14 protein-coding genes are annotated in these 13,581 nt (G+C 61.1%); 8 read left to right on the top strand and 6 right to left on the bottom strand.

What is annotated here, in order from left to right; genetic code table 11:
• Positions 1 to 7: 7 nt before the first annotated feature.
• A complete protein-coding gene (locus ACR0NO_RS09310) occupies positions 8 to 304 on the top strand; it encodes an HNH endonuclease (RefSeq protein WP_480723751.1) in 297 nt (98 codons plus the stop codon).
• Here the strand turns inward: ACR0NO_RS09310 and ACR0NO_RS09305 are convergent, their stop codons facing one another.
• From ACR0NO_RS09305 to ACR0NO_RS09295, 3 genes are read right to left on the bottom strand one after another with little or no spacing between them, the layout of a single operon-like run.
• Positions 305 to 1,048, bottom strand: coding sequence for a VOC family protein (locus ACR0NO_RS09305; RefSeq protein ID WP_480723750.1), 744 nt, complete (start codon positions 1,046 to 1,048; stop codon positions 305 to 307).
• Positions 1,039 to 1,647 (bottom strand): enoyl-CoA hydratase/isomerase family protein, encoded by a 609-nt coding sequence (locus ACR0NO_RS09300; protein ID WP_480723749.1) that lies wholly within the window; start codon positions 1,645 to 1,647, stop codon positions 1,039 to 1,041. Before ACR0NO_RS09300 ends, ACR0NO_RS09305 begins: the two co-directional genes overlap by 10 nt.
• Positions 1,644 to 2,387 (bottom strand): SDR family oxidoreductase, encoded by a 744-nt coding sequence (locus tag ACR0NO_RS09295; protein WP_170666109.1) that lies wholly within the window; start codon positions 2,385 to 2,387, stop codon positions 1,644 to 1,646. The genes ACR0NO_RS09300 and ACR0NO_RS09295 overlap by 4 nt, the downstream gene beginning before the upstream one ends.
• Before the next feature lie 139 nt (positions 2,388 to 2,526).
• On the opposite strand from ACR0NO_RS09295, the gene ACR0NO_RS09290 reads away from it, so the two are divergent.
• The 5 genes from ACR0NO_RS09290 (at position 2,527) to lpxK (ending at position 8,509) form a co-directional block, all read left to right on the top strand.
• On the top strand, positions 2,527 to 4,047 hold the full coding sequence (locus ACR0NO_RS09290) for a DUF2125 domain-containing protein (protein ID WP_480723748.1): 1,521 nt from the start codon (positions 2,527 to 2,529) through the stop codon (positions 4,045 to 4,047).
• Between the two features lie 108 nt (positions 4,048 to 4,155).
• A complete protein-coding gene (locus ACR0NO_RS09285; RefSeq protein ID WP_480723747.1) occupies positions 4,156 to 5,502 on the top strand; it encodes a TldD/PmbA family protein in 1,347 nt (448 codons plus the stop codon).
• On the top strand, positions 5,489 to 6,289 hold the full coding sequence (locus ACR0NO_RS09280; RefSeq protein ID WP_480723746.1) for an inositol monophosphatase family protein: 801 nt from the start codon (positions 5,489 to 5,491) through the stop codon (positions 6,287 to 6,289). Before ACR0NO_RS09285 ends, ACR0NO_RS09280 begins: the two co-directional genes overlap by 14 nt.
• Positions 6,286 to 7,521, top strand: coding sequence for a 3-deoxy-D-manno-octulosonic acid transferase (locus tag ACR0NO_RS09275; protein ID WP_480723745.1), 1,236 nt, complete (start codon positions 6,286 to 6,288; stop codon positions 7,519 to 7,521). Before ACR0NO_RS09280 ends, ACR0NO_RS09275 begins: the two co-directional genes overlap by 4 nt.
• The gene (lpxK, locus tag ACR0NO_RS09270) at positions 7,508 to 8,509 is read left to right on the top strand and encodes a tetraacyldisaccharide 4'-kinase (protein ID WP_480723744.1); all 1,002 of its coding nucleotides are present in this window, start codon (positions 7,508 to 7,510) and stop codon (positions 8,507 to 8,509) included. Before ACR0NO_RS09275 ends, lpxK begins: the two co-directional genes overlap by 14 nt.
• A gap of 40 nt (positions 8,510 to 8,549) precedes the next feature.
• On the opposite strand, the gene ACR0NO_RS09265 is transcribed toward lpxK, so the two are convergent.
• Complete coding sequence (locus ACR0NO_RS09265) at positions 8,550 to 9,212, bottom strand: DsbA family protein (RefSeq protein WP_480723743.1); 663 nt, start codon at positions 9,210 to 9,212, stop codon at positions 8,550 to 8,552.
• Positions 9,213 to 9,225: 13 nt separating this feature from the next.
• Positions 9,226 to 9,732 carry a DciA family protein gene (locus ACR0NO_RS09260; protein ID WP_170642621.1) on the bottom strand — a complete coding sequence of 169 codons (507 nt, stop codon included), beginning with the start codon at positions 9,730 to 9,732 and terminating at the stop codon, positions 9,226 to 9,228.
• An 81-nt stretch (positions 9,733 to 9,813) separates the two neighbouring features.
• On the opposite strand from ACR0NO_RS09260, the gene mutY reads away from it, so the two are divergent.
• Together mutY and ACR0NO_RS09250 are read left to right on the top strand one after the other, a co-directional pair.
• Entirely contained in the window at positions 9,814 to 10,869 is a 1,056-nt protein-coding gene (gene mutY, locus ACR0NO_RS09255) for an A/G-specific adenine glycosylase (protein ID WP_480723742.1), read from the top strand.
• A 61-nt stretch (positions 10,870 to 10,930) separates the two neighbouring features.
• Positions 10,931 to 12,067: an alkane 1-monooxygenase gene (locus ACR0NO_RS09250; RefSeq protein ID WP_480723741.1), complete on the top strand. Its 1,137-nt coding sequence runs from the start codon at positions 10,931 to 10,933 to the stop codon at positions 12,065 to 12,067.
• Between the two features lie 78 nt (positions 12,068 to 12,145).
• Here the strand turns inward: ACR0NO_RS09250 and ACR0NO_RS09245 are convergent, their stop codons facing one another.
• Positions 12,146 to 13,528: an adenylate/guanylate cyclase domain-containing protein gene (locus ACR0NO_RS09245; protein ID WP_480723740.1), complete on the bottom strand. Its 1,383-nt coding sequence runs from the start codon at positions 13,526 to 13,528 to the stop codon at positions 12,146 to 12,148.
• Between the last annotated feature and the right edge of the window lie 53 nt (positions 13,529 to 13,581).

Here is a 13,581-nt window from a genome sequence, read left to right as displayed (position 1 = left end):
CCCAACCATGACGATCAGCGATCCGATCTGCCCGCTTTGCGACCGCCCCATTCCCGATGGCGGCGGCAGCCTGCATCATCTGATCCCAAAACTCAAAGGAGGCAAGGGCGGACCTACCGTTCTGCTGCACCAGATCTGCCACAAAGAGGTTCACGCCACCCTGTCAGAGGCAGAGCTGGCGCGCAGCTTCAACACGGTCGAGGCTCTGCGCGCCCATCCAAGGCTTGCGAAATTCCTAAGTTGGGTGCGCAAACGCCCGCCCGGTTTCCGTTCGAAAGTTCCGGGCAAACGGCGCGGGCGCTGATCAGCTAGGCAGAACCGGATCGCCAAACGCATCCGAAAGCGCGGAGGGCAGACCCTCGACCTCGATCCCCTGATAATCGGGAACAGGCGCAAATTGGGCTCCTTGCACATGCTGGAACTCGAGCGTTGTGTAGGGTCGTTTCCAGAGCCATTCGCGATTCTCGACCGCCCAAAGGTCAGGATCAGGCGGAGCCTCTTGCGTGAAGGTATAGAAATGCAGGTCAAACCCATAGGCCGCCACATCCTGCATCGACAGAAGCTTCATACCCTGAGCACGACAGAACGCATCCTCGGCGGCGATATCACCTGTGCGCAAGGTGATCTGACCCACGCGCGCCTCGGCGAACGGGGCCGCAGGGTCGGCGGCATTTTCCGGGCGGTTGCCTTCAAAATCGTGCTGCAAAAGCTCGATCACAAAGCCCTCGGGGTCGCTCAGATGCGCCATATACCCAATATCGAGGAATTGACGCGGCTCACTGACAGCATAACCTTTGGCCCGCAGCGTATTTGCCGCCAGATCGACATCGGGCAAAGTGATCCCGATCTTCCAATAGCGATGCCCCTGATCGTGGGAATACCCCCTGCCCCCTTGTAGCAGCAGTAGATCAGCATCTTCACCGGCGTATCCTACACGCCGGGATTCACCGATTTCCTGCACCGACATACCCAAAACATCCCGATAGAACCCGGCCAGTCGAGCCGGATCAGCGACGCGCAGTCTGACTGCGGACAGTCTCAGCGACAAAGCTCTGCAATCCCCGCTGCGATCTCAGGTTTGGCCGCCAGGCTGTCGGCCACCAGCGCGCGCGCCGTCGGCATCAAATCGTCCGGCGAGGCGATGCGATCCACCAGACCGAACGCAAAAGCCTCCTCAGCCGAGATCTTTTGGCCCGACATCAGAATCAGCTTGGTGCGCGCCGGACCGATCAATGCGGCCATGCGCTTGGGGTCGGAAGGTTGTGGCAGAAAACCCAGCTTCATCACCGGATAGAAGAACTTGGCCGAAGGCACCGCGATTCGAAGATCGCAGGCCAAGGCCATGCCGTTTGCACCGCCCGCCAGCGTTCCGTTCAGTGCCGCAACGGTCAGGCAGGGCAGCGCCGCGATTGCACCCGACAACCGCTCCCAGACGTCCGAGGTTGCAAGCCCCGCGCGGGCTTCCTCCAGATCAGCACCAGCGCTGAAGACCTTGCCAGCGCCGGTCAGGATCAGGGCGCGCGCCTCGGTTGCGGCCTCGGCGATTTCGGCCAGTTCGGTCAGCATCGCGCCTGTCAGTGCGTTGGCCTTGCCCGGATTGTTTATCGTGACGGTCCACAACCCGTCTTCCTTAGTCAGTTCAATCACGTCAGACCGATCCTTCGGCGAATGTCGTCCTGGCGCAGGGAAATCTCGGCCCCTAAATATTCGTCGGCGTCCGAAGAACACATCCACAGCAGTGCCTTTGCGGGCCAATCCGCCGGGATGTGAACATCCCAGTCCAGCTGGCTGACGGGGTTGATGCCGCTGGCCTTGATGACGCGCTGCATATCGGTTGCCACTGTTCCTGGCGACAGACCCATGGCGCGGATGCCGTTGTGAGCCTCTTCCAGATGCAGACATTCCGTCAGCATTTTCGCGCCGGCTTTCGAGGCGCAATAGTGGCTCCAGGCCTCAACCGGGTTCGAGGCAGCGCCTGAGGAGACGGTCAGAACGGTCCCACCGCCCGCCGCCCGCATCACCGGCAGAGCGGCACGCATTCCGTAGAAAACACCCTTCAGGTTAATATCTATGGCCTGGCTCCACGCACTGACATCGGCATTTGACAGGTGAAAGATCGGCTCGATCACACCGGCGTTGCCGATCAGAACGTCCAAACCGCCGAAACGCGCGACGCAATCGGCCACCGCCTGTTCGACCTGCCCGAAATCGCTGACGTCGCAGGCCAGTGCCATCGCATTGTCGCCCAAAGCGGCCGCAAGCGCGTCAATCTGATCATGACTACGGGCCACCAGCGCGACATTCGCCCCCGCTGCGGCAAACACGCGCGCGGCCTCGGCACCGATTCCGCGGCTGGCCCCTGTTATGAGTACTGTTTTTCCCTGCATTTAACGCTCCTCACGTCTTGGGCTGACCTTTGGCTACAGGCGTAACGCGGAAACGGGGAAAGGGTCCAGCCCTTGCCCCCTTGACGATGCCTGCCACAAGCCCGACCATGCGCGCAAATTGATCAAGAAGGGTTACCTTATGTCTGTTTTCATCCGCCGCAGCTGTGGCGCCGCTCTGGCCTATGCCGTCGCAACTCAAGGTGCATATGCCGACCTGACTGCAAATGACGTCTGGAACGACTGGCAAGAGTATTTCCGGTCCGTAGGTTACACGGTCGAGGGCGAACCCAGCAGCGCTGGCGATGTCATGACCATCAACGATATGACCCTGTCCATGGACTTCCCCGAAGAGGACGGACAGTTCCAGATGACCATGCCCGAGGTCACACTGACCGAAAACGGCGATGGCACCGTCAACGTCGGCTTCCCTGGTAGCTTTCCGATGGTCATTTCGGGCGGCGTCGAAGATGAAAAGTTCACAGCAAACCTGACCTACAGCCAGACAGATTTGGAAATGGTTGTGTCAGGTGATCCGTCCGACATGACCTATGACTACTCGGCAGCAGCCCTCGGGATTGTGTTGGATTCGATCGAGGGCGGAGACGAGCCAATTCCCGAAGATGCGTTGGAAGGCGGTATCGAATTTAAGGATATGGCTGGCACATCGCGCATGCTGATCGGCGACAATCGCGAGATCACGCAGACCCTAGACGCCGACCAAATGGCCTATAAGTTCAGCTTCAAAGACCCTGAAACCGGGGAGTCGGGGTTGATTGATGGGGTACTGAACGGCCTGACATCCAGCGGCGACAGTGTCCTGCCTTCTGGGTTTGATCTGGCCGACCCGCAGGCACTCTATGACGCAGGCTTCGCCTTTTCCGGCATGGTCGCCTATGGCTCGGGCAAGACAGACATCAGCGGCGTCAGCGAAGGTGAGCAATTCACCATGGCAAGCTCGTCACAAGGTGGCCGGCTTGAGGCCAGCGTAGATGGCGAACGTGTGGCCTATGACCTTGAACAGAATGACGCGAAACTGGCAGTGACCACCGGTGACCTGCCCTTCCCGATTGAGATCGCAATGGCGAAGGCGGGTCTGAACCTGGACATCCCAGTGCAAGAATCGGAGGAAGCTGCGCCCTTTGCCTTTGGCCTGAACCTGACCGATTTCACCATGTCTGACGTCCTTTGGAGCATTTTCGACCCGGCGGGCAACCTACCGCGCGATCCAGCCACCATTTCGCTGGACACGACCGGCACGGCGAAAGTTCTGTTGAACATCTTCGATCCGGAACAAGCTGCTGCGCTTGAAGAAGAAGGCGAAGTCCCTGCCGAGCTGCACTCGCTGAAAATCAACGAATTGCTGGTCTCGATGGTTGGCGCGCGCTTGACCGGGGATGGTGATTTCACGTTGGACAACGAGAACCTCGACGAATTCGGCATGCCCATTCCGACGGGCGTTGCGAACCTGCAATTGGTTGGGGCCAACGCGCTGATCGACAAACTGATCGGCATGGGCCTAATGTCCGACAACGACGCCTTGGGTGCGCGTATGATGATGGGCATGATGGCTGTTCCGGGCGATGAACCCGACACGCTGAATTCGACAATCGAGTTCACTGAAGACGGTCAGATTAAGGCCAATGGTCAGCGCATTAAGTGAAGATATCCGGGAGGGCCGCAGGTGATCGGCCCTCCCACACAATACCGTCAGGGTCTTGCGAGAGGCGCGGTGCAAGGCTAGGTCCTTGGCAACACATCCGGAGGCCGCATGACCCGCACACCAGAAGAAATCAGCCAGCAATTGCTTGACGCCGCAAACCTCGCCGGGGCCGAGGCGGCAGATGCCATCGTGATCGACGGATCCTCCGTTTCGGTCGAGGTACGTGGCGGCGCGCTGGAACATGCGGAACGCTCAGAGGGCACCGATCTGGGGCTGCGGGTGTTTCTGGGAAAGCAGCAGGCCATTGTTTCAAGCTCTGACAGCCGTCCCGAAACGCTGACGGCCATGGTCGAACGGGCTGTTGCCATGGCGCGCGAAGCGCCTGAGGACCCTTTCACCGGTCTGGCGGCCAGCGAGGAATTGACCAACAGCTGGGATCTCGACGCGCTTGAGCTGTTTGATCCCTCCCCCGAACCCACCGCCGAAGCGCTGATGCAAGATGCGCTGGCGGCTGAGGCTGCCGCTTTGGCTGTATCCGGTGTATCGCAAGTCTCAGATGCGGCGGCAGGTTATGGCACACATCGGGTGCATCTGGCGGCCACCAACGGCTTCTCGGGCGGGTATGCGCGCAGCAGCCGGTCAACATCCTGCGTTGCGATCTCGGGCAAAGGCACCGGGATGGAGCGGGACTATGACGGCGACAGCCGCACCTTCCAAGCCGACCTGCGGGACGCCAAGGAGATCGGGCGGAAGGCCGGGGAACGCGCGGTCGAACAGGTTGGCGCGCGCCAGCCCGCAACGGGCAGTTTTCCGGTACTGTTTGACGAGCGCATTTCATCCTCACTGATCGGGCACTTACTGGCCGCCAGCAACGGCGCAGCGATCGCGCGAGGGGCGTCGTGGCTGCAAGATTGTCTGGGCGAACAGGTATTGCCCGAGCATCTGTCGTTGATCGAAGACCCGCACCGCCCACGTATCTCAGGCTCGCGCCCATTTGACGCCGAAGGGCTGGCAACGCGCCGCCGGGCAATTGTCGAGAACGGAGTGCTGACCGGCTGGACGCTGGATCTAGCCAGCGCCCGTAAGCTTGGCATGAGCTCAACGGGCAATGCAGCGCGCGGTGTCTCGGGGCCGCCATCGCCAAGCAACTGGAACCTCAGCTTGACCCAGGGCACCCAAAGCCGCGCCGACCTGGTGCGCGATATGGGTACCGGGTTGCTGGTGACCTCGATGATCGGATCGACGATCAATCCCAATACCGGGGATTACTCGCGCGGGGCCTCTGGCTTTTGGGTCGAGAATGGCGAAATCACGCATCCGGTCAATGAATGCACCATCGCGGGCAACCTGCGCGACATGCTGAAACGGATCATCCCGGCCAATGACGCGCGCCCTTATTTGTCGCGCGTTGTGCCCTCGGTGCTGATCGAAGGGATGACCCTTGCCGGCAACTGACCTGCCACTCCTGATTGAAGCCGCACGCAAGGCCGGAGAGATCGCAACCCGTTTCTCGGGCGCGCAGGCCCAGCGTTGGGACAAGCCAGACGGTGCCGGACCGGTGACCGAGGCCGATCTGGCCGTCAACGACATGCTCGAACGGATGCTGCCGACGGCGCGGCCCGACTATGGCTGGCTCAGCGAAGAGACCGAGGATAGCCCGGAGCGCCTGTCGCGGGACCGCGCCTTCATTATCGACCCGATTGACGGCACCCGCAGCTTTGCCGAAGGCTCGCGCACCTGGGCACATTCGTTGGCCGTTGCTGAGCACGGAGAAGTCACCGCAGCTGTGATCTACCTGCCCCTTCGCGACCTGTTCTATGCGGCGGCGAAAGGTCAGGGCGCCACCCTGAACGGTGCGCCAATCCGCGCCTCGGAGGCTTCGACGCTTGGGGCTGCCACAATTCTTGCTGCCAAGCCCAACATGAACAGCCACCATTGGCGCGGTGGCGAGGTGCCGGAGTTTGACCGTGCCTATCGCCCGTCGCTGGCGTATCGCATGGCCCTGGTCGGTGAGGGGCGTTTTGACGGCATGTTGACCCTGCGACCCAGTTGGGAATGGGATATCGCGGCGGGCGACCTGATCATTCGCGAGGCCGGAGGGGTCTGCACTGATCGCGCAGGCCAGCCCCTGCGGTTCAACAACGCGCAGCCACGGCTAAACGGCGTTCTCGCCGCGGCGCAGGATATCCACAACCAGCTTTCGTCCCGGCTTGATCCGAACGGCCCTGGCATCGCCCCATGAGCAAACCGCGATCTCTGAGCCTTGCGGCCTACCGGGTCCTGTCCTGGGGGGGTGCGCAGCAAAGCATCCGACCGGATCAGCCCCGCCCGGACGGAGAGCTTGTCTGGGTTCACATCGCAACCCGCGACCGCCTGCGTGCGATCAGTGACTTTTGCCTCAGACTACAACAGGCCCGACCCGGCCTGTCGATTCTGCTGAGCACCCCGCCCGAGATCGACCTGAGCCGCTGGACCAGAAGCCCCTTTCCCATGGTCAACCTACCCGCCGAACAAACCGGCGCGGCGCGGGCTTTTCTGGACCATTGGAAACCCGATCTGGGTCTTTGGGTCGGAGGGGGATTGATGCCCAGCATCATCACCCGCGCGGAAGAGCGCAAAATCCCGATGCTTCTGATCGAGGCGCAGTTGGATGTCGTCTTGTCCCGCAATGCGCGGTGGTTGCCGGATATCAGCAGATATACGTTCGATTGCTTCGAACATATCCTCACCTCCACCGACGAAACGGCCCGCCAGATCCGACGGATGGGGGTTGCCTCCTCCAAAGTTCGCAAAGCGCCCCCACTGCAGTTCAGCCCGAATCCTCAACCCTGGCCCGAGGACGAATTGATCGAGACCAACCACGCCCTTGCCGGACGTCCGGTCTGGCTGGCGGCGCGGGTTCAGGCGAAAGAGTTCATCTCGGTCCTCAGTGCCCATCGGCAGGCTCTGCGCATTCTGCCGCGTTTGGCGTTGATCCTGCACGTGGCAGACCGGGCCGAGGCCGCGCCGCTGCAGCGACGGCTTGAAACCATGGACTTGCGCTGTTCCAATTGGGATGACGGCGGCCCTATCGAGGACACGACGCAGGTGATTGTCAGCTCTGAGCCCGAAGATCTTGGCCTTTGGCAACGCGTTTCACCGGTGTCCTTCATGGCCAGCTCGCTGGAACGCGGCGCGGGCGGGCAGGACCCGCTGGATGCTGTCGCGCTGGGATCGGCGGTTATCTATGGCCCTCATATCGACATCTATCAGTCGGTTTATGCCCGCCTTGCCGAGGCCGGTGCCGCCCATCCGGTCAAAACCGCGACCGAGCTTGGAGATGCGATCGTCGCCCTTCTTGCGCCGGATCGCGCAGCGGGGATGGCACTGGCGGGATGGCAGGCCATCACCGAAGGGGCCCCTCAGGCCGAGCGGCTAGTCGACATGCTGCAGGACCTTCTGGACCAGCGGAGTAAGCACGATGCGCGCCCCTGACTTCTGGAACTCGGACCCCGCGCGCCCGGCGCTGCGTGCCCGGCTGCTCAGCCCATTGGGGCGGCTTTACGCAGCGGCGACGGCGCGCCGGGTCAGCTCTGATCCCGGACTGAAGCCAGGAGTGCCAGTTATCTGCATCGGCAACCTGAATGCTGGCGGAACCGGCAAGACCCCCACGGTGATCTGGGTGCTAGAACAGCTGCGCAACGCCTGGCATGAGCCGTATGTCGTCACGCGTGGTCATGGTGGATCGCTGGAAGGCCCGGTGCGGGTTGACCCCACCAAACACAGCGCCGCGCAGGTCGGGGATGAGCCGCTTCTGCTGGCCATGTTCGCCGAGGTCTGGGTTTCCAAGGACCGTGCCGCAGGCGCGCGCGCCGCGGCCGAGGCGGGCGCAAGCGTGATCGTTCTGGATGATGGCTTCCAAAATCCGGCGGTGGCGAAGGATTTCTCGATCATCGTAGTGGATGCCCAGCGTGGGTTCGGCAACGGCCTGTGCCTGCCAGCCGGTCCCCTGCGCGAACCCGTAGAGGTCGGCTTGAAACGCGCTGATCTGGTTCTGTCATTGGGCGATGCACAAGCGCAAGGAAGCTTCGTGGCGCAATGGGACCACAAGCTATCAGTGCCTCATGCAACGGGCGTTGTCGCGCCGTTGCAAACCGGTATGGACTGGGCTGGATCGCGGGTTCTGGCCTTTGCTGGGATCGGCCACCCTGAGAAGTTCTTTCAAACCCTGCGCCAGCAAGGGGTCGAACTTTTGCGTGCCGAGGCACTCGACGATCATCAACCGCTAACCCCGGCTCTGATGACCCGGCTTGAAAACGAGGCCCGCCTGCTTGGCGCTCAGATGGTTACAACGGAAAAAGACGCAGTGCGCTTACCGCAAGCTTTTCGCAACAAGGTCGTCACCCTGCCCGTCCGGCTGCAAGTGAACGACCCCGAGCGGGTCAAAGAGATGATCCTGAAAGCGGCCCCATCTCCTAAGTGACGGAAATGGTCGGCCCGAGAACAGGCCGACCAATAGGCAATTAGCTGCCCAATTCGTCTTCGATCAGTTTCTTGAAGTCCTCATAGGACTGGTTCGAAACCTTCTTGCCGTTCACAACAAAGGACGGGGTGCCCGTCACGTCATCACGCTCGGCATTTTCCTGATACCACGCCACCAGAGTCTGGGCGCGCGTGCCGTCCTGCAGGCAGGCCTCAAGTTGGTCATTGTCGATACCCGCCAGACGGCCGATCTTGCGCAGCTCGTCCACGATCTCGGTTGGACCACCTGCTTGGGTCCATTCGGACTGGCCCTGATAGATCAGATCGGTAATGCCAAAAAACTTCTCAGGCCCTGCGCAGCGCGCAACCATCGACGCCCACAGGCCATAGCGGTCAAAGTAGACCTCACGATAGATGAACTTGACCTTGCCGGTGTCGATAAAGTCCTTCTTCAGCTGTTTATAGGCGCCCTGATGGAAGGTGGCGCAATGTGGACAGGTATATGAGGCATATTCGATGATCTCGACCGGCGCGTCCTCGGCGCCCTGCACCATTTCGATGATCGTAGAGGTGTCCAGGTTGGCCTCTTGCGCGATGGCGCTGCCGACCAGAGGATTGACGGAGGTCGTGTTGGAAGCTGTCATCCAATACCCACCAGCGGCCACGGCGACAGCCGCACAAATTACGGTTGCAATACGGCTCATTCTCAGCCCTTTCTCAGCGTTTCTGCTTGGATAAAACGTTGCGGCCCAGACGTTCAAGAGCCGCACGCAAATCTTCATCATGGACATCCTGCGAGACTCTGCCCGCTTCGGCCATGATTTCAGGTTTGATCTCTGGTTTCGCTTGTTTCGGCTTGTGCTCGAAACTGGCTTGCCCCTCGGCAAATCCGGTCGGAGCGGTCTGGGTGATGCGCACACGGCTGATCGCGTTGTAGCCGTAAACGGCGTTCACCTTCCCGCGCAGTTGTTCTTTCTGCATTTCCAGCATTGGGGCCTGTGGCCCGGTTGTCAGCACAGTCAGGGTCGCCCCCATTCCGTTCCTGCCATAGCCCACATTCACGGGTCTTGCGATGGCGGCAGTGTCCTGGCCCACGATCTCAGCCCAGTGAGTCAGAAGGCGCGAAACCGCAAAGCCCCGGCTTTCGCCGGCGCGCCTGATCTGATCGTTCAGCAATGTCGCGGTGCGTTTGAACCCGCGGGTCGAAGAACGTCTGCGCTGCATCTGGTTTCCAACTCCTGCACCGCTATTGTAGTAGGCAGGCCAGCAGGCGCCAGCGAAACCCGACAGTGAGATAGATAAAACTTGCGTGACAGCCCCGAATTTAACCTGAGCGCTGAATTGCTCGACTGGTATGACCGCCACGCGCGTGAGATGCCATGGCGTGTCGGCCCTGCCGATCGCGCCGCAGGCGTGGTGCCGGACCCTTACCGGGTCTGGCTGTCCGAGGTCATGCTGCAACAGACAACCGTCGCCGCTGTGCGGGACTATTTCACCCGCTTCACCACGCGCTGGCCGACCGTGCAGGCGCTGGCCGCAGCCCCCGATGATCAGGTCATGGGGGAATGGGCGGGCCTCGGATACTACGCCCGCGCCCGCAATCTGCTGAAGTGCGCCCGTGTTGTCGCGGAGAAGCACGACGGACAGTTCCCCGACACCCATGACGCGTTGTTGGAGCTGCCGGGGATCGGCCCCTACACCGCCGCCGCGATCTCGGCCATTGCGTTTGACCGGCCCGAAACCGTCTTGGATGGCAATGTCGAGCGGGTGATGGCACGGCTTTTCGATATTCACGACCCGTTGCCCGGATCAAAACCTGTTCTGAAAGAGAAAGCGGCTGCGCTGACACCGCAGCTGCGCCCCGGAGACTACGCCCAGGCCGTGATGGATCTGGGAGCCACAATCTGCACACCCAAATCCCCAGCCTGCGGAATCTGCCCCGTGCAAACCCCCTGCCTTGCCCGCGCTGCAGGCACGCAGCCGGAGCTGCCGAAGAAGACCCCCAAAAAGCCGAAACCTTCGCGATTCGGCCATGTCTACATCGCGCAACACCCAAACGGAGCGTTCCTGCTGGAACGCCGCCCCGACAAGGGTCTGCTGGGTGGTATGTTGGGATGGCCCGGCTCGGATTGGTCCGAGACCCCGCCCGAGGCCCCTCCGTTTTCGGCAGAGTGGCGCGCGTTGAACGGCGAGGTACGCCATACGTTCACGCATTTCCATCTGGTGCTGCGAATCTGGACCGCGCCGCTGCCCGATGGCACCGAACCCGACGGGCTGACCCTATTGCCCAAGCATGACTTCAAACCCAGCGACCTGCCTACGGTGATGCGAAAAGCCTACGACCTTTGGCGGGGGCAATAAGCCCGCTGGGCAAGCCCGATCCGTCCGGCTAGGGTGCATCTGCCTATTCGGAGCATCTAGGATGATCGCGACTCAAACCCTCTCGCGCTGGCAAGCCGCCCTGCCCTATTGGGTGTCCTTCTTGCTGATCCCGCTGATCTGGGCAACGGCCTTTGCAGGGGGGTGGTGGGTTTTGCTGATCCCCCTCTCCACATGGTGGGCCTTTGCGGTTCTGGACCGCCTGATCGGCCTCAACCTGCAAAACGCCGACACTGAAACCCCGGATGATGCGCTGCATTGGTATATCCTGCTGACCAAGCTCTGGGCGCCTGTCCAATTCCTCACGCTGTTTGGCCTGATCTGGTACGCAACCCATAGCGATCACCTGTCGAGTTGGTCGAAGATCGGGCTGTTCTTCGGTATGGGCGTCATTTCGGGCACGATCGGGATCAACTACAGCCACGAGCTGATGCACCAGAAATCCCGCTCTGAGCGTTGGCTGGGCGATATCCTTCTCGCGATGGTCCTCTATTCTCATTTCCGGTCCGAGCATCTGCTGGTCCACCACCGTCATGTCGGCACCCCACGCGACCCGGTCACGGCGCGCTACAACGAAGGCTTCCACCGCTTCTACCCTCGTGTCCTGAGGCAATGCCTGATCTCGGCCTTCCGGGCCGAACGCGACAAGCTGGCCCGCAAGGATCGTCCGTGGACTGACCGTTCGAACCCGTTCTGGTGCTACTGGGCGCTGCAAGGCGGCATGCTCGCTCTCGCCGCCCTGATCGGAGGATGGCCCGGCCTCGCCCTGTTCCTGCTGCAAGCGGGCGTCGCAATCTGGCAGTTAGAGCTGGTCAACTACGTGGAACACTACGGGCTGACCCGAAAACACTTGGGCGAGGGAAAATACGAACACGTTCTGCCACGGCACTCCTGGAATGCCTCGCAAAAGGCGTCGAACTGGCTGCTCATCAACCTGCAGCGACACTCGGACCACCACTACAAACCCAATCGACGCTTCCCGCTGCTGCAGAACCACGCGCAGGAAGACGCACCGCAACTGCCCTACGGCTACCCGGTCATGACCGTCGCCGCGATGATCCCGCCCTTTTGGCGCCGCGTCATGAACCCTCGCGTCCGCGCCTGGCGGCGGCACTACTACCCCGAGATCACCGACTGGCACCCCTACAACAAAGCACTGAACCCAGGCCCAAGGGCGTGACAGCAGCGCGCACCGAGCGCTGCCCGGCCCAACTGGAGGGGCTGCATCTTTGATGCTGCCCAAACAGGCGGGAGCCGTTCACAAAACCCAGATATCCATAGGGGTTTCAACTCCGCGAACGGTCTGGCCCTGGCGTTTCTGAAACCCATCCATCAATGCTCCGCCATTCGGATTCTCGCGCAATGCCTGCTCCCGCAACGCGTCACTGACCACGATCCGGGCGTTAAAATCACGGGTCATCGCCTCCAACTTGGCCGAGACATTCACTGCATCTCCAATCACAGCAAATTCCAACCGGTTGGCCCCGATATCCCCCAGAACGACCGAACCAAAATGCACGCCGATCCCGACATGGATATCATGCTCTCCCGCATGAAGCCGTTCCTGGTTCCAATCGTCGATGACGCCAACCATCGCGCGCGCGCAGCCCAGCGCATTGCTTGCGTCCAAAGGCGTTGCGACCGGAGTGCCAAAAGTCGCCATCAGCCCGTCACCCAGATATTTGTCCAACGTGCCATGGTGACGGAACACTTCGGCCTCCATCCGAGCATGAAACCCGCGCAACACCTCGATCACCTCATAGGGGTCCCGTCCGGCCGCAAATTTCGTAAAGCCCACAATGTCTATGAACAGCACCGCGATGTCCGCCTTGCGCACCTGCTTTAGCGGCTCGTCATTCTGGCTGAGCTCATCGACCACATTGGGCGAGAAGTAACGCGACAGATTCGCCCGCTCCCGCTCCAAACCCGCGTTGCTCATCAACAAGCGATTTAGCCGTCGCATCGACACGCCAAGCGTCACCGCGACCATGACAAACACGATCACCTGCTGAATGCGCTGCGGGATGTCAAAACTGTTTGGGTCTAGCAACTCCGCCACGTCCGGATAGCCCTGCAAAGCCGCCGCCACCTTCTGGCTGATCCCCGGAATCGGCGTGGCCACCCACCAGGCGATGATCCAACCCGCCGTCCAGATCAGGGCCGTCCAGGAGCCAATCGCGACAACCGTGCGCCACGAATAGGCCAGCGTACCTGCGGCCAGAATAATGAAGAAATATTGAAAGTTGTCGAACCGGTACTGCATGGCCAGCGGCCGCACATCATCGCTGAACGGGTTCGGAACAATCATCCCAAGCGTCATGATCAGAAGATCGACAAAGATCAGCAACAGCTCGGTTCGCGATTGCCCAACCCGCCCTGCGCGCCGGATCAACCAACCATTGGCGCAGATGAGAAGCAGGATGAAATGATACCACAGGACCTCCCATTGCGGGTTCAAAAAGATCAACAAAACCCCAGTCAAGGCCATGGCGATCCAGCGTGCGCGGACGGCCAGTTCAAGGCCCTCCTGCTTGTGCCGTTGCATTGCGGCTTCGGTGTATTTGTTGTCCAGATCCACAACATCCGGCTGTGTGACGGCGAACCGTTCCAGTCTGGATGGGCTGGCAGTTATCTCGCTCATGACAGAAACCTCTGAGGCGGTGCTGGCGACGCGCCCATGCAATCACCTATGAC

This window comes from Ruegeria sp. CL3, from assembly GCF_056536505.1.
This window is presented reverse-complemented; position numbering and strand designations above follow the sequence as displayed.

Bases quoted from the DNA above. Each gene is read 5' to 3' on its own strand.
- ACR0NO_RS09310 (WP_480723751.1), top strand. From the start codon at position 8: ATGACGATCAGCGATCCGATCTGCCCGCTTTGCGACCGCCCCATTCCC.
- ACR0NO_RS09295 (WP_170666109.1), bottom strand. From the start codon at position 2,387: ATGCAGGGAAAAACAGTACTCATAACAGGGGCCAGCCGCGGAATCGGT.
- ACR0NO_RS09290 (WP_480723748.1), top strand. From the start codon at position 2,527: ATGTCTGTTTTCATCCGCCGCAGCTGTGGCGCCGCTCTGGCCTATGCC.
- ACR0NO_RS09285 (WP_480723747.1), top strand. From the start codon at position 4,156: ATGACCCGCACACCAGAAGAAATCAGCCAGCAATTGCTTGACGCCGCA.
- ACR0NO_RS09275 (WP_480723745.1), top strand. From the start codon at position 6,286: ATGAGCAAACCGCGATCTCTGAGCCTTGCGGCCTACCGGGTCCTGTCC.
- lpxK (WP_480723744.1), top strand. From the start codon at position 7,508: ATGCGCGCCCCTGACTTCTGGAACTCGGACCCCGCGCGCCCGGCGCTG.
- ACR0NO_RS09265 (WP_480723743.1), bottom strand. From the start codon at position 9,212: ATGAGCCGTATTGCAACCGTAATTTGTGCGGCTGTCGCCGTGGCCGCT.
- ACR0NO_RS09260 (WP_170642621.1), bottom strand. From the start codon at position 9,732: ATGCAGCGCAGACGTTCTTCGACCCGCGGGTTCAAACGCACCGCGACA.
- ACR0NO_RS09250 (WP_480723741.1), top strand. From the start codon at position 10,931: ATGATCGCGACTCAAACCCTCTCGCGCTGGCAAGCCGCCCTGCCCTAT.
- ACR0NO_RS09245 (WP_480723740.1), bottom strand. From the start codon at position 13,528: ATGAGCGAGATAACTGCCAGCCCATCCAGACTGGAACGGTTCGCCGTC.